Below are 21,234 nucleotides of genomic sequence, written 5' to 3'. Positions count from 1 at the left end.
AGCGCCGGTGATGCCAGTAGGACCAGTAGTTCCAGTAGCGCCGGTGTCGCCAGTAGAACCAGTAGTTCCGGTAGTTCCAGTGATGCCAGTAGTTCCGGTAGCTCCAGTGATGCCAGTGGGACCAGTATTTCCGGTAGCGCCGGTGTTGCCAGTAGCTCCAGTAGTTCCGGTAGTTCCAGTAGCGCCGGTGTCACCAGTGGGACCAGTAGTTCCGGTAGCCCCAGTGTTACCAGTGGGTCCAGTAATACCAGTAGGGTTTACTGGTGGAAGTGGTGGGAACGTCGGGCCTACTAGACTAGGCGTAAGAGCTCCTGCAGATAGGGGATTATTCGAATTCAACGTTGAAAGTTTCTTGTTTTTGTTTGACATATATTCCGCCCCTCTTAAAAAATTATTCACCAGCCAGTTAATACATTTTGTAAAGGAAACTATTGTTAAGTAGATATATTAAGTGATTATAGAATTAGTTACTTCTAAATATGTATCATATTATTTTATGTAATAATAATTTGAAATGGCTAACGGGATGGATAACGATTTGAAATTAGCGGAATTATAATAATGTTAATATCGGAAAAATGTATAATTGAGCTATTGGAGGAAGTATTTTTTGAGGTTGGTATCAGTAAGGTCTAAGTTTCCCATAGTATTATTCGAGAATCAAAGAAATTATTTATAACGTTGGATAGCTTGAATCAAGCGGTATTTGTAATTATAACTGTATTAATTGTCTGGAGTGTAACAGCACGGTTTAGATTGATAATTTTATTTAAATCTAGTGTGTTATCCTGTAATTGTAAGGGGCCGTTAGTGGTGTTAAAAAATTTATTCGCAATATGCATGTTGTCACCTCATTTATAATATACTCTTGGTTAAAATAGAATATGTGTGTGACAAATAAAGGGAAACATGTACAAGTTGATTCGGAAGAATGATTGAAATGTCTAGATAAGGAGATGGAGAATGATTGAATTAGAGATTAGGGTGGAGCGTCTTAGGAAAGAAAAGATAGAGGATATTGTTGCATTATCTTCTTATATTGGATGGGATTATAACAGAGAAGAAATTGAGACGATTTTCAACTCAGGCATTGTATACGGTGTTTGGAATGAGAAAGAGGAACTAATTGCTAGCGCGGCAATAATATTATATGGGGAGAATTTAGCGTCTATCGGAATGGTGATTGTACATCCAGATTATAAGGGGAGAGGGATTGGAAAGATAATAACGGATGCATGTATTAAAAGCGTATCAGCTCATACTCCAATTATGTTGATTGCTACGGATGAGGGGAAGCCTTTATATGAAAAATTAGGATTTAGAGCTGTTAGTTATGTTTCAAAATACATATGTAACTCGTACAATACGAATCATAAATGTGCAGGAAATGAAGAATATATGATGGATTATAAAGAGGGGGATTTAGAAGAAATTATAAAAATAGATGAATGTGCGTTTGGAACAAATAGAAAAGAGTTTTTAAAGAAAAGAATTATGCAAAGTGAACAGTGCACTGTTGTGAAGGATAAGGAACAAAAGGTACTAGGATATGGTTTGAGTGTACAAACGCCAGAAAATAAAATAATAGGACCGGTAGTTGCAAAAAATGATGAGATGGCAATGGATATTGTTCATTATTTAGCCAAATGGCATAAAGGTAAATTAAGAATAGATGTACCAGAAGGAAAAGCGAATTTCATGAAAAGTTTAGAGGATTTTGGTTTTCAAAAGGTGAATATGCCGCCAATTATGATGAAAAATAGCAATCAATTATTAAAAAGGAATAATGAGTTATATAGCATTGCAGCGCAAATTTTTGGATAAAAAAAGAATCCTTTTCGCGTAAGGATTCTTTTTTATCGTTTATTTAATCACGATATTGGTCATGGGATGGTTGAAAGAGATCTTCCTCTATATCTCTCACCATAGAAAAATGATCAACATTATAATGACCATGTAAAATTTTATTATGATGACCAATAATTTGCTCTGCAGATAACACGTTAGAGTCAGTTGTGGAATGACCGTTTTTAATTAATGTAACGTCAAAGCCTTGTACAGTCGCTGTTCTAACGGCGGTGTCGATGCAATGTTCTGTTTTACAGCCACCTATAACAATATGATTGATTTTTTCTTCTTTCAAAAGTTCAAGTAACGAAGTACCGTAGAATGAATTTGTTGCCGCTTTATTAATAAGGATTGCAGACTGAGGTACTTTAATTTGATTATGTACTTCAAAGCCTACGCCACTACCAGAAGCAACATCGATATCTCTTACGAAAACAATAAGAGCATTTGCATCTATTGCTTTCTGCAGGGCTGTATTTAGTGTAGATAATAGCTCGGTTTTACGAAAAACTTCACTTTCTTTTTCATTTCCATCAATTAATTCTTGCTGAGCATCGATAATTAATAGCGCTTGTTTCATCGTGTCTCCCCTTTAATATGAAATAAGTTCCACTATACATATTCCTTCATATTGTTAGGAAATCCTCCATTGCAAGCGAAGTAGATGATTGATTTACAAAGTTGTCAAAGAAATTTCATTCTCACAGCGTGTAAAAACATGTATGATAGGAGATGGAGAATTTTTGAGTAGGTGGGAATAACATGCAAACAGTAGAAGATTATCTTTCATTCTTACATACGAAAGGATTTAAATTATCAGAGGAAGCACAAGGATTTATTATGTTCGGACAAGGGTATACGGGTGCGTCTGATGGAATTGTGAACGCAGCAATAGAAGCGACAATTAAACATCAATTGCAGTTTGATGGCAGTTATTTTGTTGCGTTATTAGAACGATTGAAAGAAGAAGAAATTACAGATAAAAAAAGCGCTAAGGCTTTTATGCGGAAGTTACAAGCGTAACTTCACGCAGCCCGCGCTTCTTTTTTTGTTTTGGAAGGTAATTCAACGAAAATCATTCCTAAGAAAATACAAAGACACCCAACGATAGCAGAGACGGAAAGCTGCTCGTTTGCAACGAGAACACCAGTTAATGCAGCAAAAACGGGTTCCATTGCGAAAATAATTGCTACTCTCGTTGGAGACGTATGTTTTTGTGCTGATGTTTGGATGAAAAAGGCAATGGATGTTGCAAACAGGGAAGTTAGAAAGAGAGCGAATAAGAAGGACTGATTCGTCCATAGTGATACTGAAAATAATTTTTCCCAATCTTCAAACAAAAAAGCGCAAATAGAAGAAAACATACCAACAGCTAATACTTGTGATGTGCTTAATAATAAAGGTGATATTTTCTTAGAAAAGAAGCCGTTAACAAGAATATGGGCAGCGAATGCGACAGCACAACCGAGAACGAGTATATCTCCAATGTTTAATTGAAAAGAATCACCGGCCGTTAATAAGTATAAACCTGCTGTTGCCACAGCAATACCAAGTACGATGAAAATTGTAGCCCTTTGTTTTAAAAAGATAAAAGACAGAATTGGAACCATGACGATACTAAGTCCAGTTAAGAAACCAGCTTTTGAAGACGTTGTATAAAGTAAGCCGAATGTTTGTAATAAATAGCCGACAAATAAGAAGAACCCAACCATTAATCCAGCTAAACTACTATGTGTTAATTCTTGTTTTGAAATTTTCGGTGAGAAAATCATTTGAACGAATAATAAAATAATTCCAGCGAATAAAAAGCGAATACCATTGAAAGTAAATGGCCCGACAAAAGACATAGCATTTTGAACGACAACAAACGTAGCTCCCCAAATAAAAGAGACAAATAATAAAGCAAGAGGAGCAATCCACTCTTTTTTCACACTCATACCCCCATTAATTTTGTAATATAGCTTTTCTAGCTAATTCATCAGCTACTTTATTTTGACTGCTTGGAATCCATTTAATAAAAAAGAGATCGAAACTTTTTATGTACTGCAATGCTTCATCTAAAAGTGGTGCAAACATTTTATTTTTTGCGTATTCCTTTTCAACAGCTCGCTCAACCAGCTGAGAATCTGTACGAAAAGATACAATGCTATAATTATGCTCCGTGCAATACTTTAATGCTGCAAGTAAAGCATGGTATTCTGCTTCATGATTGGACATTGTCCCAAGTGGTAATGATAATTGTACAGGCGGTTGTACGCCTTTAATGAACACTCCAGCACCAGAAGGGCCAGGATTTCCTTTTGTTGCACCATCAATATATACTTCAATCAAAATGAGAAACCTCCAAATTATGAGATTATCCCCTACCTAAAAGTGCTCTTAAAGTAGGGGATAGAGTACTTATCCAATTGTAATGCTATAACGACATGTAAATGTTTCATTCGCTTGTAAAGACTGAATTCCTTTTTTTTCTTTGAAATCTTTTGCTGGCTTCACTTCATCAGCAATTCCATACCAAGGTTCAATGCATAAGAAAGGTGCATTATTTCCTGGTGTCCATACGCCGACAAATGGGAATCCGTCAAATTCTACTTTTACAAATTTATTATGTTTATGAGAACGGATCGAAATTTCATTCGTATTCATATTTTCAAAAATAAGTGCATCATTTTTGAATAAATCGTATGTAAGTGGCAATTCATTCGTGTTTTCAGCGATTAATTGCTTGTTATTTGAAAGATAAGGTCCTTCTAGTACACTTGTTTCTAAGCGTTCTGAACCATTAAAAGATAGATGATAATCTGTAAATGATTCGCCATCTACTAATGGGAAATTGAATCCAGGGTGTGCTCCAATTGAGAAGAACATCTCTTTTGAAGAAGGATTATTTACTTCATATGTAACATGTATATTTTGTTCTTCTAACTCATAAGAAACAAGTAATTCAAATTCGTATGGATACTTTTGTAGTGTCTCTTCATTACTCGTAACGATATAAGTGATTTTTGTTTCACTTTGCTCTTTTACAGAGAATGTAAGATCACGAGCAAAGCCGTGTTGTGTTAAAGAATAAGGTTTTCCATCTACATAGTATGTATTATCTACTAATCGGCCGACAATTGGGAATAAAATTGGTGCGCGGCGCCCCCAATAAGTAGAATCACCTTGCCATAAATATTCTGTGTTGTCTTCTTTTAAGCGAACGCTTTGTAATTCTGCACCTTTTTCAGAGATGGAAACGATCACTTTTTCGTTTTGAATTGTTGCAGTCATGAAGTGAAACCTCCTAAATATTTCATATGTTTCATTATACGTTGTCTAAAAGAAAAAAGGTAGTTTATGATAGGAATCTATTGACGAAAGGTGGGCCACCACGTACAATGTAATCTTGTTGCTTAAAAAACGAATAACGTGGTTCGAAACCATCCCACGTAAAAAAACTAAGGAGATTTTGTCATGAATATAAGAACATTAGTCGGTAACGGTATTTTAGCGGCATTATATATTGCTGTTTCTATGCTTATTCAGCCATTTGGCTTTACGAATGTACAGTTTCGTATTTCAGAGATGTTTAATCATCTCATTGTATTTAATAAGAAAGCAATTTACGGGATTGTATTAGGTGTATTTTTAACGAATCTCTTTTTCTCACCAATGATCGCTTACGATTTAGTATTTGGAGTAGGGCAATCTATTCTTGCATTAGTTGCAACGATTATTTCGATGCGATTTATTAAAGGTGTTTGGGCTCGTATGATTTTTAATACAGTGATCTTTACGATTACAATGTTTATGATTGCAATCGAACTTCATCTTGCATTTGATTTACCATTTATGTTGACTTGGTTAACATGTGCAGCGGGTGAATTCGTAGTAATGGCAATTGGTATGCCTGTAATGTACTGGATTAATAAGCGAGTACAATTTGAAAGATTTATGTAATAGATGAAAGGGCTGTTCCTATAGGGGATAGCTCTTTTTGTATGTGATTATAGTGAATATATTGCAGTGACTCTTGATAAAATATAATAAAATATATAAGAAGTCTTACATAAGGGGAATCTAGTATGAAATATAAAATTCAATGGCTGTATAAAACGAAGCGTGGTTTGCAAACGGAATTAACAACAGATTATATGAACATAGAGGAAGCACTTCAATTTGCGGAGGACTTCGAGAAAACAGGAAGAGTGAAAGAACTTTCATTTTACGATGAAATGGATGCAGAATGGTCATTAAAGGAAATGAAAAAGCTGAGTAAACAAGTGGAGGAAGAGCTTCAAGAAATATATGTTTATTTTGATGGTGGGTATGATTTGCAGACGAAAGAAGCTGGAGTCGGTATATGTGTGTACTATAAAAAAGGAAATACAAACTACCGAATTCGCCGCAATGCATATATGGAAGGTATATATGATAATAATGAAGCGGAATATGCATCATTGTTATACGGTATGAATATACTCGAGGAATTAGGGATTAAGTATGAAGCAGTTACACTTCGCGGAGATTCTCAAGTGGTGCTGCAGCAATTGTCCGGAGAATGGCCTTGCTATGATGAGCATTTAAATCATTATTTAGACCAAATTGAACAAAAGGCGAAGCAAATGAAATTAAAACTTGTATGTGAGCCAATATCTAGAAAACAAAATAAAGAAGCACATCAATTAGCGACGCAAGCATTAGAAGGGACGGTCATTGATAGTCATAAAGAAATAACCGAATAGAGAGGTGCAAAGGTGGATAAAAAGCAACTCATTACGGAGGTAAATGACTTATTAGAAACATATTGTGAAGGATGTTTTTTGCGAGAACATAATCGAAAGACAAATAGTAAATATTACGCCCATTCATTTTGTATTAGGCAATGTACAGTTGGAGAAACATTGAAAAAGTATGGAGAACAGTTGTCATAAAAAAACATCCAGAGAAAATTCTCTGGATGTTTTTTTAGTGCTTTGCTTCGTTTAATTGATGCTCGCACTTGCTTAATTTCTTTTCCTCATTCATTAGAAATGGCTCATCTAAATCTGTCGCCACGGATTTCATAATTTCAAGCTGAGAGCGAGCTGCTTCTACAGCAGTAGTGGCATGCTCTAATGTATCTGGATCCATTGAAATTGTCGCTGACCCTACCATTTTTTGTGCTGTTTCTACACGGAATTTCACTTCTTCAAAATCATTTACTTCTGATCCCATTAATAATTCCTCCTTTGTATAGTGCGCATTTCACATAGTTTTTGCTCTGTAAAACGGAAATATACAAAGGAATAAACAAAGGAGATTACCAAGTAAGGTAATCTCCTATCATATGTTGAATTAAAGTTTTACTACGTTAGCAGCTTGAGGTCCACGGTTTCCTTCAGTGATGTCGAAAGATACTTCTTGACCTTCTTCTAAAGCTTTGTAGCCGTCGCCTTGGATAGCAGAGAAATGTACGAATACATCGTCAGCGCCTTCCATTTCAATAAATCCAAAACCTTTTTCGTTGTTAAACCATTTTACTTTTCCTTGCATGTTACAATTCCTCCTAAAAGCGTTTACTATTTTCATTTAGTGAAATTCATTTAAACGATAATATAAACTAAAAGTGCTATAATCTTGAATATTCTGCTAAATGATTAATTTAAATATACACGAATTGGTAGAATTTAGTCAAGTAAACGCTTTTAACTTTTTGTATTTTTAAATAATTTTTCAACTGAATTTTTAAAAGGTATAGGACAAGCCGAATATGTAATATTCTTAAGTGAATGCTGTACATAGTGAGGTGAAAAAATGGGTGAGTCTTATTTATTAGATAATGAAGGAATGAGAAATAGAGCCGACATACCAAAATGGGTTGCAGAAGAATTTCATAATTTTTCGAGTGTTGTATTAGAACCAACTTTTCCATGTTATTTCGGTTTAACAGCTTTGAAAAAGAATGAGCTTCGTTATTCATTTCTTTCTCATGATGATTGGAGTCATTTGCCAAATACAATGTTATCTTTCCTGGAGTTAATGAAAGAACGACCGCTTGTAAGAAGAGGATTTTTTCTATTTATAGAACCTGAACGTGAAGAGCAATCACTCGAATATTATCGAGATTATTTTTGGAAAGTACTACAGTATTTACATGAAAACGATGATCAAACATGGCCGCAGCAAATTCCAAAAAATCCAGACCACTATTTATGGGAATTTTCATTTGGTGGTGAACCGATATTTGCGTTTGGAAATGCACCGGCCTATAAACAACGAAAAACGAGACATCTAGGAAATTCTCTCGTTATTGGTTTTCAGCCTCGCACCATTTTTGATGGATTAGAAGGGGATCGTCCTAAAGGGGCATATTCGAGACAAATGGTCCGTGAGCGAGTTGAAAAGTGGGATCAGTTGCCAAAACATCCTAACATTAGTCATTATGGAGATCCAGATCATCGTGAATGGAAGCAATACTTTATCGGGGATGATGTAGAGCCAATAAAAGGGAGATGTCCTTTTCTTCATAGAGTGGAAAAATAAGAGCCATCATCTGGATGGCTCTTTTGTATATTTTGGATAAAAAAGGGTATTTTAGTAGTGAATATTTCTTATGAAAGCTAGTCTGTTTTTTAAAATCACATCATTACTTAATAGTAAAAGAAGTAGAAAGGATAGAGCGATGTTTGGAGCAATTATACAGCAAATTGTGTTAGGTATTTCATTAGCTGCGCCGGTAGGTCCGATTAATATTGAAATGTTAAAAAGAGGAATTGAAAGAGGGTTTTGGCATGCGTGGGTCGTTGGAATTGGTGGAATGACTGCAGATATTTTGTTCATGCTTCTCATTTACTTCGGTTTATCTTCTGTGTTTATGTATACATATGTACAAGCGTTTATGTATTGCATTGGTTTTTTCTTGTTATTTTATTTAGGATTTCAAAGTGTAAAACAAGGAATTTTCCACTCGAATATGGAATATAACAAAGAAGAGGTGGGTGGCCTTACACAATCTTTTATGGCAGGTTTTTTAATTGCGATATCCAACCCATTAAATCTTGTTTTTTGGTTTGGTATATACGGAAGTACACTTAGCTCGTTACTTACAAAGGTAACGAAACAAGAAGCTTTTTTGTACAGTCTTTGTATTATTGTTGGTATTATTTTGTGGAACTTAAATATTGCTTTTTCTGTCCATTTTGGAAGGGCTTTATTAAAGCAAAAAGCACTTGGCTATATAACAGCCGGAGCAGGTATTATTTTAGTAGGATATTCTATCCATTTTGCATACAAGGCTTTACAGTTGTTCACATAAGATTGAAGGGGAGATTTTTATGTATCGAACCACTATTGACGGAAAAGAAATTATTATTACGTTAGCACCAAAAATCCGAAAAGAAATTACTGATAGGAATCCATTATATGAGGCAGTCTTTCAGAATGCAGCAAGATTGCTGCAAACGAAGCAACCGACGTTTGCGGTAAATCATGAATTATTTGGGCTCATTATTGGAGAAGTACAAAGGGGCGAAGTAACAGTATTTGCAGTGGAACATATTATTCCAAAGCAAAATATATTTGGGCCGAACAATTTTTTCTCGACAATAGAGCAGCAGGCAAATTTGTAAAGTGAATAGAATAAGAATAGAATAAGAGTAGAAAAGAAATAGTCGTAACGATATGTTGCGGCTGTTTTTTGGGGAAAAGGGGGAAGAAAGATGAAGAGAGTGGGGAAAGAGTTCTTTTTGCAACATGATATCGTTATTATGTATAGTATTCTATTTGTTTTCATCATTATTTTAAAAATGCAATTTTTTACATGGACCGGTATGTTAGCGTGCCTGTTTGGAATTATTTTTTATACGTTTAATGAATATATGACACATCGTTTTTTATTCCATTTAAAGCCGCCTAAAAATGCATTTTTATTAAAAATGTTAAGAAGATTACATTATGATCATCACGTATATCCAGATGATTTAAAACTTTTATTTTTGCCTGTATGGTTTAGTATACCTAGCTTTACTATATATTTACTTATATCCTACGGTATTGCGAAAAGTGTTACTGTTACACTTTCATTTGGAATCGGAATGATTATCATGCTCCTCGTTTACGAATGGAAACATTATATTGCACATAGACCGATTCGTCCTTTCACTAAGTTTGGAAGATGGCTAAAAAAACAGCACATACTACACCATTATAAAAATGAAAAGTTTTGGTTCGGTGTTTCAAATCCAGTGTTCGATTTTATATTTGGAACGCTTAAAGATGGAAAAGACGTGGAATTAAGTGAAACAGCCCGTAATTTAGAAAAGGAGAAAAAGACGGAAGTGGTGCAATAAGCACTACTTTTTTTATTTTGTTTTAACGAGATAAAAGTTTGAGTGGTATGGATTAAAGTACGGAAATTTTATCCCGCTATTTGCTGGGTAGACTCCACCTCAAAAGTTGGTGATTGCGAGGGATTTAGGCAGGAGATAACAGCCCGTAAAAGCTTGATTGGTGAAGGGGAATAATCAGTGGGAGATGGACAACATCCTACTGATTAAAGTTTCACTTTATGTTGAAAAAATATATTAAAAACTTAGGAGAAAATGCCGAAAAATGTCTATCGAAAAATCTTTGCACAGATGTGTGGATTGTCTAAAATAAAAATAAGTTTCTGAATATTTATAAAATTTAGTCTTTTGGTATGTAAGGGGGATTTGTACTTCAAGTACAGAGAGGGGATTAGAGAATGAAACGAGATGATACGTCAGCACGTAAGTTGAAAAATGAGGTGAATTATACAGAGGTTGTTCAGTCAGAAGAATTTCAATTGCTATTAAATACGAAAAAGAAGTTTATCGTTCCGATGAGTATTTTCTTTTTTAGTTTTTTTATTGCACTTCCAATATTAACATCGTATTCAAAGGTGCTCAATACATCAGCATTTGGTGATGTTACATGGGCATGGGTATTTGCTTTTGCTCAATTTATAATGACATGGGCATTATGTATGATTTATAGCAAAAAAGCAGAATCATTTGATGAAATCTCGCGAAACATTCTACAAGACATGCAAAAGGGGAGGGGTTGAATTTGAATACGACTGCTTTTGCACTATTTTTAATTATCGTCCTCGGTACGCTCGTTATAACCTATTTTGCATCGAAAAAAACGAAAAATGCGAGTGAGTTTTATACAGCTGGAGGGGGATTAACGGGTTGGCAAAATGGCCTGGCTATTGCCGGAGATTACATGTCTGCTGCTTCATTTCTCGGTATTGCTGGAGCAATAGCGTTAACTGGATTTGACGGATTTTTTTATAGCATCGGCTTTTTAGTGGCTTATTTAGTTGTTCTATATCTCGTTGCAGAACCGCTTAGAAATTTAGGGAAGTACACATTAGCGGACATGATTGCAGCACGTTTTGATGCGAAAAAGGTACGCGGTATTGCAGCGCTAAATACGATGACAATTTCTATTTTTTATATGATTGCACAATTAGTTGGTGCGGGTGCACTTATTAAATTATTATTAGGAATCGAATATACAACATCTGTATTAATCGTTGGTACACTTATGACTGTGTATGTTATTTTTGGTGGCATGACAGCTACGAGTTGGGTGCAAATTGTTAAGGCTGTACTACTTATGGCTGGAACATTTATTATTTCTGTTATCGTTTTCTCAAAATTTAATTTTAGTGTGACTGAAATGTTCGCTCAAATGAAAACAGCTACTCCGTTAAAAGAGTCGTTTTTAAATCCAGGTGTAAAGTATAAAGATGGCCTTGATACGCTTTCTTTAAATTTAGGACTAGTTCTCGGTACAGCAGGATTACCACATATCCTTGTCCGCTTTTTTACAGTACGTGATGCAAAAACGGCACGTCAATCTGTTGTATATGCGACATGGCTAATTGGCGCATTTTATATTATGACGATTTTCTTAGGATTTGGTGCGGCGGCGTTTGTAGGGAATGAGGCAATTATTAAAGCAAATCCAGCTGGTAATATGGCAGCGCCTTTATTAGCTAAAGCGTTAGGTGGAGATTTCTTATTTGCTTTCGTATCAGCAATTGCCTTTGCAACGATTTTAGCTGTAGTAGCAGGACTTGTATTAACAGCGGCATCAGCTTTTGCACATGACTTTTATAATGAGATTATTCGCAGGGGAAAGTCAACTGAAAAAGAGCAAGTATCAATGGCTCGTTATGCATCTATTGGAGTAGCGGTATTATCTATTATACTAGCGTTATTTGCTCAAACATTGAACGTAGCATTTTTAGTTTCACTAGCATTTGCAGTTGCAGCGAGTGCAAACTTACCAGTTATATTGTTTACAATATATTGGAAGCGCTTTAATACGACCGGTGCGATCTCTGGTATGATCGTAGGTCTTGTATCAGCAATAGTTCTCGTAGCGTTAAGTCCAAATGTATGGAACCCTGTAGCTGGAAAAGCTATATTTGTTGGAGAAGCGATATTCCCATATACGACACCTGGAATTATTTCGATTCCGCTCGGTTTTCTTGCAGCCTATTTAGGAACTGTTTTATCTAGCAAGAAAGAGGACGCAGCGAAATTTGATGAAATTCTTGTAAAATCTAATACTGGTCATGGTATTAGCGATGCATCTTCACATTAAAAAGGAGGGGCTTTTCGATACAAAAGAAAAGCCCCTTTTTCTTTTGGGATTTTCTTGTAAATATTACTGTATTGTAAGTAGGATTTTGTCTTAATTTTGTGGAATGAAAATAGCAGGGAGAAATTTAAATCATCATGGCACCAGTGCAGCTTTTGTGAAAAATAAGTTGTTATGGAAGGTGGAAGAAATGATGAAAACGAAACAAACTGATGAATTATTAGCAAAAGATGAGCAATATGTTTGGCACGGAATGCGTCCTTTTAGTCCAAATAATACAATGGTAGGGGCAAAAGCAGAAGGGTGCTGGGTTGAGGATATACAAGGAAAAAGATATTTAGATGGTATGAGTGGTCTTTGGTGTGTGAATAGTGGATACGGAAGAAAAGAGCTCGCAGAGGCGGCATATAAGCAATTACAAACTTTATCATACTTTCCAATGTCACAATCACATGAGCCAGCTATAAAGCTTGCTGAAAAGTTAAATGAGTGGCTTGGTGGAGAGTATGTTATTTTCTTCTCTAATAGTGGTTCGGAAGCGAACGAAACAGCTTTTAAAATAGCAAGACAATACTATGCTCAAAAAGGTGAACCGCATCGTTATAAATTTATGTCACGTTACCGTGGGTATCACGGAAATACAATGGCAACGATGGCAGCAACTGGACAAGCGCAGCGTAGATATCAATATGAGCCATTCGCTTCAGGATTTTTACATGTAACGCCGCCAGATTGTTATCGTATGTCAGAAATCGAATCACAAAATATTTATGACGTAGAGTGTGTGAAAGAAGTAGATCGTGTTATGACATGGGAATTAAGTGAAACGATTGCAGCTTTTATTATGGAACCAATTATTACAGGAGGGGGCATTTTAATGCCGCCACAAGACTATATGAAAGCTGTTCATGAAACATGTCAAAAACACGGTGCATTACTCATTAGCGATGAGGTGATTTGCGGTTTTGGACGTACAGGAAAAGCATTTGGATTTATGAATTATGACGTTAAGCCTGATATTATTACGATGGCAAAAGGGATTACGAGCGCATATTTACCTTTATCAGCGACAGCTGTGAAAAAAGAAATATATGAAGCATTTAAAGGGAAGGGAGAATATGAATTCTTCCGTCATATTAATACATTTGGTGGAAATCCTGCAGCTTGTGCATTAGCTCTTAAAAACTTAGAAATTATGGAAAATGAAAATTTAATTGAGCGCTCTGCACAAATGGGTTCTCTTTTATTAGATCAATTAAAAGAAGAAATCGGGGAACATCCGTTAGTTGGAAATATTAGAGGAAAAGGTCTGTTAGTTGGAATCGAACTAGTAAATGATAAAGAGACGAAAGAGCCAATTGATAACGACAAAATTGCAAGTGTTGTAAATGCTTGTAAAGAAAAAGGTTTAATTATAGGGCGGAACGGTATGACAACAGCGGGGTATAATAACGTATTAACATTAGCACCGCCGCTTATTATTTCAAGTGAAGAGATTGCTTTCGTTGTTGGAACGTTGAAGACGGCGATGGAACGTATTTAATTACTAAACAGAAAAAAGCGAGCTACTATAGAAAGCTCGCTTTTTTCTGTCATAATTCAAGTAGGGGAAGAGAGTTTAATGGAGAAGTATGATCCTAACAAACATTATCACATTGGTTATTATGAAGATGGACATGATTTAGAAGTGACGGCATACAAAAGAATGAATGAACCAATTTGGGATGCTTATATTCCACATTATGAGGTAGACGATTTTTACAAAAAAGTGAAGAAAATGAAGTTAGGTGAATATATAGATGATTATGGAATTAAAGTATATTCATTTCGTGATGATATCGATGATGAAGAAGCGCGAACTACTTTTGAAAACTGGTTAAAAAAGAACGAGATTGTTTAAAGGTAAAACAAAAAGGAGATTACTATCTTATAAGATAGTAATCTCCTTTTATTTATTATAGTAAACTTATTTACTTGCTTTCATTGCTTTATCTTTTGCACCAAAAGTGTATTTTAACATTGGTGGTGTAATCATCGTTGTTAAAATAACGACAATAACGATAGCTGTAAAGTAATCTTGTGCTAGTAGACCTGAAGAGAGTCCTGTTCCTGCGATGATAAGTGCAACTTCACCACGAGAAACCATTCCGGCACCGATAATTGCAGAAGACTTAGCGTCAAATCCAGTCATTCGTGCACCGAATCCACAACCGATTAGTTTCGTTAGTACAGCGATTACTGTTAATGCTAGGATGAACCAAATTTGGTTGCCAATACCATCAAATGTAATATTCATACCGATACTTACGAAGAATACTGGAACGAACATAGCGTAAGCGATTGGTTCAACTTTCTTTTCTACTTCATGTTTGTAGTTCGTTTGAGAAATAGCGATACCAGCTGCGAAAGCACCGATAATACCAGCAATTCCTAATAGTTCGCCGAAATATGCGAATGAGAAACAGATGATAAGAGCCGCGCTCACGATAGACTCAGATACGCGTAGTGGTGATAACCAGCGCATAATCGCAGGAACACCTTTCCATCCGATTAAAATAATAGAAGCGAAGAATACAACTTTCTTCAAGATAACCATTGTTAAGTTAACATCGTCTGTACCTAAGAAGCTCATTGCAAATGCTAATAAAATAACGACAAGAATGTCATCAAATACAGCTGCGCCCAGCATAGTAGTACTTTCACGTGTTTTCATCTTCCCTAAATCGCGAAGTGTTTGAACAGAAATACTAACACTTGTCGCACATAGAAGTAATCCTAAGAAGACAGCATTTCCTTGTTCCATTCCCATAACAAGACCAGAAACGTAGCCACCTACGAACGGAAGAACGATACCTCCAAGTGCAACAGCTAAAGAAGAATTACGATTTGCGTTTAATTCTTCTAAGTCTGTTTCAAGTCCTGCCATAAACATTAAAAGAATAACACCGACATTACTTAATTGTGTTAGAAGCTCTGAATTTTCAATCCAACCTAATACAGCTGGACCGATAACGATACCGACAATTAATTTACCTAGTACAGAAGGTTGACCTAATCTAACACTAAGATCACCAGCAAGCTTTGTACTTAATAAAATAAGTGCAATTTGAAAGAAAAATTCGAATTCCATCGGATCCTCTCCTCATCATTTTTATTTTTATCATACGATTTCTCGGAATTTGCCTAATGAAAATATGTAAAACCCATTAAACAAAGGGTCTTATTACAAGTTCTTTTGAACTCGTAATTTGAACCTGTAATTAATATATAATAAAATTTATTAAAAATCAATGAAAAAATAGCAGATTTTCATAATAGGATTCGATTTAGGTATGGAGGTAATCACTATATAATAAGAAGAAATAAGGCTACATTTTTAACGAATTGGAGTAGGGTATATGTTATTAAATAAACGCTTTACAATTGGAGAAATGGCGAAAATGCATAATATAGCGGAATCGACTTTACGCTATTATGATGAAAAAGGAATTTTTCATCCGTCTACCGTAGATCCGCAAACGAATTATCGCTATTACACAATCGATCAATTTTCATTATTAGATACGATTAAGTTTTTGCGCCAATTAAATATTCCATTAAAGGAAATTAAGAAATATATTGATGAAAGAAATCCAGTATACGCACTCAATTTATTGGAAAAACAACAAGAACTGATGTTGAAAAAACAAAGAGAAATTGAGTATGCTTTGGCGAAAATGGAGCATAGAATTCATTTAATTAAGGAAGCAACAAAAGCAAAAGCTGAACGAATGGTAATTAAAAAGATCCCCAAGCGAAAAATTACAGCAATTGCGGTTGCCCCGAATACGACAGATGATATGTTTGAGTACTATATCCATTCGTTGCAAAAAAATATGAGGCAAATGGATGATAGCTTATTTTCTGGAGATATTGGTGTAACAGTTGCAAAAAAAGGATTAATGCAAAATGAGTTTCAAGCATATAGCAGTGTTTTTATTCTTTTGGATTACATGCCTTTTCAAGTACATAGCTCAGATGAAATTAAAGAGGGCATATTTGCCTGTGTATATCACCATGGGCCATATGAAGAAACTGATGAAACATATAAAAAGTTAATGAAATACATTGACCAAGAAGGATATGAAGTAGGCGGAGATTCGATTGAGATTGCATTAATTGATTGGTCTGTAACAGAAAATCCAGAGGAGCAAGTAACAGAAATTCAAATTCCTATAATGAAAAAAACAAAGCAGTAGGACTCGTATAGTTACAAATGGACATCAAACACAATATTACCTATTTTTTAATTCTCTATTGACCTTAAAGTTACTTGAAGGTTTAAACTAAAAAAAGAGAGTTGAAAAAAGGAGCATATTAGAATGGAAGCAACAGAAAAATTAAGAGAAAAACCAATTAAAAGTTTATTTATTTCATATTTAATACCAGCAGTTCTCGGTATGGTATTAATGTCAGTAAATGTCATGATTGATGCGATCATGATTAGTAGAGGCGTTGGAGCAAACGGTTTAGCTGGAGTAAATGTAGCTGTTCCAGCGTTTTCAATTTTCTTCTCTATTTCATTATGGATTGGAATGGGCGGGGCAACGCTATATTCCATTGCATTAGGTGAAAATAAACGAGAAAGAGCAAGGTCTATTTTTACGCAATCCATGACGGTAGCAGTTATTATTGTAAGTATTTTAGCGGCAATTTGCTTATGGAGAATAGAAGATTTAGCATACTTATTCGGTGCAAATGAAGTGATTTTACCATATGCGTTAGACTATTTACACGTGATATTGACATTTGGAATGATTTACGTGTTAGAAAATATTTTAAGTACATTTATACGTAACGATGGAAATCCTAATTTAGCAATGGCAGGTCTTGTCGTAACGGCTGTATTGAACATTATTTTTGACTATGTTTTTATTTTTATCTTTGGATGGGGCGTAACAGGAGCTGCGTCAGCAACTATTCTATCGGCAGCAATCGGTTTCCTTGTATTATTAACTCATTTCTTTAGGAAAAGTAGTGTATTAAAATGGGTGAAATTCCATTTTGAATGGGATACAGTGAAACAAATTATGGTAATTGGTTTTCCAAGTTTTACAGCAGAAAGTACAGTGGCAATCGTAACGATTGGTTTTAATATCACCTTCGTTCAATATGCAGGAGAACTAGGTGTAGCTTCTTTTGCGATGGTGAATAGCATTCATGCAATGACATTACTATTATTCTTCGGTGTAGGTGCTGCATTGCAACCAATTGCTAGCTTTCATTACGGTGCAAATTTATCAGAAAGATTGCGTGAAGGATTGCAGTTTGCTGTAAAAATTGCAGTTGTACTCGGGGGTGTTGCGATAATTGTCGGATTATTCTTCGGGAAATATATCATTGGTTTATTTGATGTCCAATCTCCAGAATTATTGGAGTTAACATTAACAGGTATTAGCTTGTTCTTTATCCAATACGTATTTTTAGGTTATAACATTGTGTATGGAGAGTACTTCCAATCCGTGCGACAAACGAAAAAATCGGTACTTATTATAATGAGCCGCGGGTTACTATTTATTATTCCGTTGTTATGGATTATGCCGAAATTATTTGGTATAAATGGAATTTGGCTTGTTATGCCAGTTGCAGAAGTAATGACAGCGATTATCGTATTTACGATGAATCGTATGAAACATCCTGTTCCATTAAACATGGCAGGAGAGAAAGAAGCAATATGATGAAGAAATCCCCTTAAGTAATTAAGGGGATTTCTTATTTTTTAAACTAATAGCGAATGACCCATCGGTTTCTTGAACAGATGCAAAAGCAACGTTTTTAATAGTTGTAATTCCTTTTTCTTTTAATTCTTTATATAACCACTTTTCGTCTTTATGAATTAACTTTAAGTTATCGTATTGAATTTGTGAATCAACGATAAGGGCGATTGGTAACCCAGCATATGTAACATCAATATTTAAATCTTTCGGAGTTAATGGTACAAGCTCTCTCTTTGGTAAAATACTAATCGCTCCATTCGCTTCTAAAATTGCATATTCAATTTCATGAACACTTGGATATCCCGCAACGCGAAGGTTAGAAAGTAATTCAGCGATCGGATATCTACTTTTTTGTAAATTCTCAAAAATAATATCACCATGTTTAATTAAAATAATGGGGTGTCCGAGAATGAAACGATTTAGTTTATTGAGTAAGCTTAATTTTGTAAGAAGCAAATGTAAACATGTAATAACAACCATACCGAGAAAGGCTTGCAAAGTACCAGAGACTGGTATGGCTTGAAAAGCTAAATAAGATAAAAAGATAATAGCCCCAAAATCATGAGGAGTTAGTTGTGCTAATGCGGATTTACCGAGTAGCTTAAGCGATAGTAAAAATAAAATAAAAAAGAATGATACGTTACATAAAAAGAGAAGCAATAGGGACACTCCTTCGTGCGAAGTTGTACTTACTATTCCCGAAAGTAATAGAAATATTACCTTTAGGAGGATAAATTAGGGTTAATTGGAATTTGTCTGTATACAAACAAATAAATGGATATTATCATGAAGAAAGTAAAGAAAATAGGAGTATATGAATATGAGAAAGAAGAAAATAATTAAGTACATTTTAGTTGTTATAATGATTTGCGCCGTGTATGCGGGGTTTTTACAATATAACATTTATAAGCATGGGCATATGAATGCGACCTACGATGCTGATTATATAATTGTACTCGGATCGAAAGTAAATGGAACGAAACCGTCTTATTCATTGCAATATCGTATCGATAAGGCAGCTGAATATTTAAAATCACATGAGAAAACAATCGCTATCGTATCTGGCGGACAAGGAAAAGGTGAAGATATTTCAGAAGCATTAGCGATGAAACAAGGATTAATGAAACAAAATATTGCAGAAGACCGTATTATAATGGAGGATAAATCAACGAGTACAGATGAGAATATTACATTTTCAAAAACATTAATTCCAGCCAATATGAAAAAGGGTATGATCGTAACGAACGATTTTCATATGTTCCGAGCGAAAAAGATTGCAGAAAAACAAGGATTGACATTAGAAGGTCTTCCAGCGAAAACACCAAAGCCAATTATTATCCAATCGAACGTTCGAGAGTATTTAGCAATTACTCAATATTGGTTTATGAATCGAATATAGTTAAAAAAGGAATCCCGCCTGACATTTCAGGCGGGATTCCTTTTAATGAGGAAAATCTTACAAAACTGTCATCTTAATGAAAGGTAAAGCGATAGTTTCTGAAGTAGATTCCTGACATAATGAAGATAACAAAAACTATTTAGAGGTGAATCGGATGAAAGGAAATAATATATTATCTTCACTATGTTACTTTAGTATATTTTTCGCACCATTTTTACTGCCAATTATCGTGTACTTCGTTGCGGAGGATGAAGTGAAATATCACGCGAAAAAAGCATTTTGGTCACATATTTTCCCATATGCAATCTTATTTGGTGGATTAGCAGTATCAGGCGTATACGGTTTAGGCTTCGATCAATCTGCTGGTGCGGGAATTGGAATGATGATCACATATGCAGTATTCATTCTTGTAGGAATTTACTACTTCATTTGGAATATCGTCAAAGGTATTAAAGTTTTGAAAGCGGCGTAATAAGAAAAGAATAATTTGCTTTGAGTTTGTCGTTATTTGTCGGTAAGTCGATATCCCGTTTCGAATCGTCGATATAATTTCATTTACCGCACTAATAAACGTTTTAAAAAAGAGCAATTCAAAAAGAATTGCTCTTTTTGTGCTTATAAGTTGTGAATATGAAAAAAGATATGTTAATTTTTCATTATGAAGAGAAAAAAGGAGTGTTTTTCATGAATGAAATCATACATAAAATGGAGCAACACGTTTCAGTTCGTAAATATAAAGAAGAATCAATTCCGAAAGATGTAGTAGAAAGAATGGTGCAAGCTGCGCAGCATGCCGCTTCCTCGCATTTTGTACAGGCCTATTCTGTTTTATATGTGACAGACCAAGACTTAAAGGCTAAACTAGCAGAGTTATCTGGAAATCGTCACGTGAAAGACTGTGCAGCATTCTTTGTTTGTTGTGCAGATTTAAAACGTCTTGAAATGGCATGTGCTAAACATGGTACAGAGATAAAACATGAAGGAGTAGAAGACTTTATCGTTGCGACGGTAGATACTTCACTTTTTGCACAAAACTTAGCACTAGCAGCAGAATCGTTAGGATACGGCATTTGTTATATTGGTGGAATTCGTAATAACCCGAGGGAAGTGAGCGAATTGCTGCATTTGCCGGATAAAGTATATCCTGTATTCGGAATGACAGTTGGTGTACCAAATGAAGAACATGGAGTGAAACCACGTTTACCAGTAGCAGCAATCCTTCATGAAAATGGGTATGATGAAAAGAAATACGATGAATTATTAAACGAATACGATGAAACGATGAGCGCGTATTACAAAGAAAGATCATCAAACAAGAAAAACGTAACATGGACGGAATCAATGAGTTCGTTTATGGCTAAAGAGAAGAGAATGCATATGAAAGAGTTTTTAAGTGAGAAAGGGTTAAATAAGAAATAAGTAAAAGGACAAACCTGAGAGATGGGTTTGTCCTTTTTTAAGAGGATAAATGTTATTTTCCTCTTAATTCTTCCCACATATTCTGAAGGGCTTCCAATATAATGGCTACATCCCTTTTTGAATATTAGTAATACTTACTTACAAATTAAAATCTTTAATTTTATTTAATTATTATTTATAAGTATACTTAACGTAACAATATTTTGAATATTC

Annotated in this window: 27 protein-coding genes and 1 riboswitch; of the genes, 18 read left to right on the top strand and 9 right to left on the bottom strand. The window is 35.0% G+C overall.

Annotated elements, in window-relative coordinates:
* The coding region (locus COE49_RS20375) for an exosporium leader peptide-containing protein (protein ID WP_369689531.1) at window positions 1–369 on the bottom strand (369 nt) is incomplete at its 3' end.
* Window positions 370–963: 594 nt separating this feature from the next.
* Between COE49_RS20375 and COE49_RS20370 the strand changes: the two genes are divergently transcribed.
* Window positions 964–1,824, top strand: a complete 861-nt coding sequence (locus tag COE49_RS20370; RefSeq protein ID WP_098841495.1) for a GNAT family N-acetyltransferase — start codon at window positions 964–966, stop codon at window positions 1,822–1,824.
* A 43-nt stretch (window positions 1,825–1,867) separates the two neighbouring features.
* Here COE49_RS20370 and COE49_RS20365 read toward each other — a convergent pair whose 3' ends face one another.
* Window positions 1,868–2,428 carry a cysteine hydrolase family protein gene (locus COE49_RS20365; protein ID WP_088231526.1) on the bottom strand — a complete coding sequence of 187 codons (561 nt, stop codon included), beginning with the start codon at window positions 2,426–2,428 and terminating at the stop codon, window positions 1,868–1,870.
* Between the two features lie 182 nt (window positions 2,429–2,610).
* Between COE49_RS20365 and COE49_RS20360 the strand changes: the two genes are divergently transcribed.
* Window positions 2,611–2,871 carry a DUF6123 family protein gene (locus tag COE49_RS20360; protein ID WP_001195212.1) on the top strand — a complete coding sequence of 87 codons (261 nt, stop codon included), beginning with the start codon at window positions 2,611–2,613 and terminating at the stop codon, window positions 2,869–2,871.
* A gap of 2 nt (window positions 2,872–2,873) precedes the next feature.
* Here the strand turns inward: COE49_RS20360 and COE49_RS20355 are convergent, their stop codons facing one another.
* The 3 genes from COE49_RS20355 to COE49_RS20345 form a co-directional block, all read right to left on the bottom strand.
* Complete coding sequence (locus COE49_RS20355; protein WP_140417411.1) at window positions 2,874–3,779, bottom strand: DMT family transporter; 906 nt, start codon at window positions 3,777–3,779, stop codon at window positions 2,874–2,876.
* A gap of 13 nt (window positions 3,780–3,792) precedes the next feature.
* The gene (locus tag COE49_RS20350; RefSeq protein ID WP_088231524.1) at window positions 3,793–4,179 is read right to left on the bottom strand and encodes a reverse transcriptase-like protein; all 387 of its coding nucleotides are present in this window, start codon (window positions 4,177–4,179) and stop codon (window positions 3,793–3,795) included.
* Between the two features lie 69 nt (window positions 4,180–4,248).
* Window positions 4,249–5,121, bottom strand: coding sequence for an aldose 1-epimerase family protein (locus COE49_RS20345; RefSeq protein ID WP_088231523.1), 873 nt, complete (start codon window positions 5,119–5,121; stop codon window positions 4,249–4,251).
* A 132-nt stretch (window positions 5,122–5,253) separates the two neighbouring features.
* Window positions 5,254–5,298, top strand: a riboswitch (PreQ1 riboswitch).
* A gap of 6 nt (window positions 5,299–5,304) precedes the next feature.
* Here COE49_RS20345 and COE49_RS20340 point away from each other — a divergent pair.
* The 3 genes from COE49_RS20340 (at window position 5,305) to COE49_RS20330 (ending at window position 6,764) form a co-directional block, all read left to right on the top strand.
* Window positions 5,305–5,790 (top strand): QueT transporter family protein, encoded by a 486-nt coding sequence (locus tag COE49_RS20340; RefSeq protein ID WP_088231522.1) that lies wholly within the window; start codon window positions 5,305–5,307, stop codon window positions 5,788–5,790.
* A gap of 125 nt (window positions 5,791–5,915) precedes the next feature.
* A complete protein-coding gene (locus COE49_RS20335; protein WP_088231521.1) occupies window positions 5,916–6,575 on the top strand; it encodes a ribonuclease H family protein in 660 nt (219 codons plus the stop codon).
* A 12-nt stretch (window positions 6,576–6,587) separates the two neighbouring features.
* Entirely contained in the window at window positions 6,588–6,764 is a 177-nt protein-coding gene (locus COE49_RS20330; RefSeq protein ID WP_000358801.1) for a zinc-finger domain-containing protein, read from the top strand.
* Window positions 6,765–6,798: 34 nt separating this feature from the next.
* On the opposite strand, the gene COE49_RS20325 is transcribed toward COE49_RS20330, so the two are convergent.
* Window positions 6,799–7,047 (bottom strand): DUF2564 family protein, encoded by a 249-nt coding sequence (locus COE49_RS20325; RefSeq protein ID WP_000534394.1) that lies wholly within the window; start codon window positions 7,045–7,047, stop codon window positions 6,799–6,801.
* A gap of 120 nt (window positions 7,048–7,167) precedes the next feature.
* Entirely contained in the window at window positions 7,168–7,365 is a 198-nt protein-coding gene (gene cspB, locus COE49_RS20320; RefSeq protein WP_001161731.1) for a cold shock-like protein CspB, read from the bottom strand.
* 261 nt (window positions 7,366–7,626) lie between these two features.
* Between cspB and COE49_RS20315 the strand changes: the two genes are divergently transcribed.
* The 8 genes from COE49_RS20315 to COE49_RS20280 all read left to right on the top strand — a co-directional run bounded on the left by COE49_RS20315 (window position 7,627) and on the right by COE49_RS20280 (window position 14,347).
* A complete protein-coding gene (locus COE49_RS20315; RefSeq protein WP_088231520.1) occupies window positions 7,627–8,355 on the top strand; it encodes a YqcI/YcgG family protein in 729 nt (242 codons plus the stop codon).
* A 139-nt stretch (window positions 8,356–8,494) separates the two neighbouring features.
* Window positions 8,495–9,127: a LysE family transporter gene (locus tag COE49_RS20310; protein ID WP_088231519.1), complete on the top strand. Its 633-nt coding sequence runs from the start codon at window positions 8,495–8,497 to the stop codon at window positions 9,125–9,127.
* Between the two features lie 19 nt (window positions 9,128–9,146).
* The gene (locus tag COE49_RS20305; RefSeq protein WP_088231518.1) at window positions 9,147–9,440 is read left to right on the top strand and encodes a cytoplasmic protein; all 294 of its coding nucleotides are present in this window, start codon (window positions 9,147–9,149) and stop codon (window positions 9,438–9,440) included.
* Window positions 9,441–9,530: 90 nt separating this feature from the next.
* A complete protein-coding gene (locus tag COE49_RS20300) occupies window positions 9,531–10,160 on the top strand; it encodes a sterol desaturase family protein (protein ID WP_088231517.1) in 630 nt (209 codons plus the stop codon).
* A gap of 395 nt (window positions 10,161–10,555) precedes the next feature.
* Window positions 10,556–10,897: a DUF485 domain-containing protein gene (locus tag COE49_RS20295; protein WP_098841494.1), complete on the top strand. Its 342-nt coding sequence runs from the start codon at window positions 10,556–10,558 to the stop codon at window positions 10,895–10,897.
* A gap of 2 nt (window positions 10,898–10,899) precedes the next feature.
* On the top strand, window positions 10,900–12,450 hold the full coding sequence (locus COE49_RS20290) for a solute symporter family protein (protein ID WP_212590128.1): 1,551 nt from the start codon (window positions 10,900–10,902) through the stop codon (window positions 12,448–12,450).
* Window positions 12,451–12,640: 190 nt separating this feature from the next.
* Entirely contained in the window at window positions 12,641–13,990 is a 1,350-nt protein-coding gene (locus COE49_RS20285; protein ID WP_141555299.1) for an aspartate aminotransferase family protein, read from the top strand.
* Between the two features lie 78 nt (window positions 13,991–14,068).
* Window positions 14,069–14,347, top strand: a complete 279-nt coding sequence (locus COE49_RS20280; RefSeq protein ID WP_098841492.1) for a DUF3986 family protein — start codon at window positions 14,069–14,071, stop codon at window positions 14,345–14,347.
* Between the two features lie 66 nt (window positions 14,348–14,413).
* Here COE49_RS20280 and COE49_RS20275 read toward each other — a convergent pair whose 3' ends face one another.
* Window positions 14,414–15,577, bottom strand: coding sequence for a cation:proton antiporter (locus COE49_RS20275; RefSeq protein WP_000393907.1), 1,164 nt, complete (start codon window positions 15,575–15,577; stop codon window positions 14,414–14,416).
* A 268-nt stretch (window positions 15,578–15,845) separates the two neighbouring features.
* Between COE49_RS20275 and COE49_RS20270 the strand changes: the two genes are divergently transcribed.
* Together COE49_RS20270 and COE49_RS20265 are read left to right on the top strand one after the other, a co-directional pair.
* On the top strand, window positions 15,846–16,685 hold the full coding sequence (locus tag COE49_RS20270) for a MerR family transcriptional regulator (RefSeq protein ID WP_088231511.1): 840 nt from the start codon (window positions 15,846–15,848) through the stop codon (window positions 16,683–16,685).
* Window positions 16,686–16,808: 123 nt separating this feature from the next.
* Window positions 16,809–18,164 (top strand): MATE family efflux transporter, encoded by a 1,356-nt coding sequence (locus COE49_RS20265; RefSeq protein ID WP_088231510.1) that lies wholly within the window; start codon window positions 16,809–16,811, stop codon window positions 18,162–18,164.
* A 21-nt stretch (window positions 18,165–18,185) separates the two neighbouring features.
* Here COE49_RS20265 and COE49_RS20260 read toward each other — a convergent pair whose 3' ends face one another.
* Window positions 18,186–18,863: a DUF421 domain-containing protein gene (locus COE49_RS20260; RefSeq protein WP_088231090.1), complete on the bottom strand. Its 678-nt coding sequence runs from the start codon at window positions 18,861–18,863 to the stop codon at window positions 18,186–18,188.
* A gap of 160 nt (window positions 18,864–19,023) precedes the next feature.
* Here COE49_RS20260 and COE49_RS20255 point away from each other — a divergent pair, with 160 nt between their 5' ends.
* The 3 genes from COE49_RS20255 to nfsA all read left to right on the top strand — a co-directional run bounded on the left by COE49_RS20255 (window position 19,024) and on the right by nfsA (window position 21,021).
* A complete protein-coding gene (locus tag COE49_RS20255; protein WP_088231091.1) occupies window positions 19,024–19,602 on the top strand; it encodes a YdcF family protein in 579 nt (192 codons plus the stop codon).
* 154 nt (window positions 19,603–19,756) lie between these two features.
* A complete protein-coding gene (locus COE49_RS20250; RefSeq protein WP_088231092.1) occupies window positions 19,757–20,074 on the top strand; it encodes a magnetosome magnetite crystal formation protein family in 318 nt (105 codons plus the stop codon).
* Between the two features lie 212 nt (window positions 20,075–20,286).
* Window positions 20,287–21,021 (top strand): oxygen-insensitive NADPH nitroreductase, encoded by a 735-nt coding sequence (nfsA, locus tag COE49_RS20245; RefSeq protein WP_088231289.1) that lies wholly within the window; start codon window positions 20,287–20,289, stop codon window positions 21,019–21,021.
* Window positions 21,022–21,234: the final 213 nt, after the last annotated feature.

Source organism: Bacillus sp. AFS029637 (assembly GCF_002584985.1).
Taxonomy (GTDB): Bacteria; Bacillota; Bacilli; order Bacillales; family Bacillaceae_G; genus Bacillus_A.
Note: the sequence above shows the minus strand (reverse complement) of the source record. Positions and strands in the feature narration are given on the sequence as shown.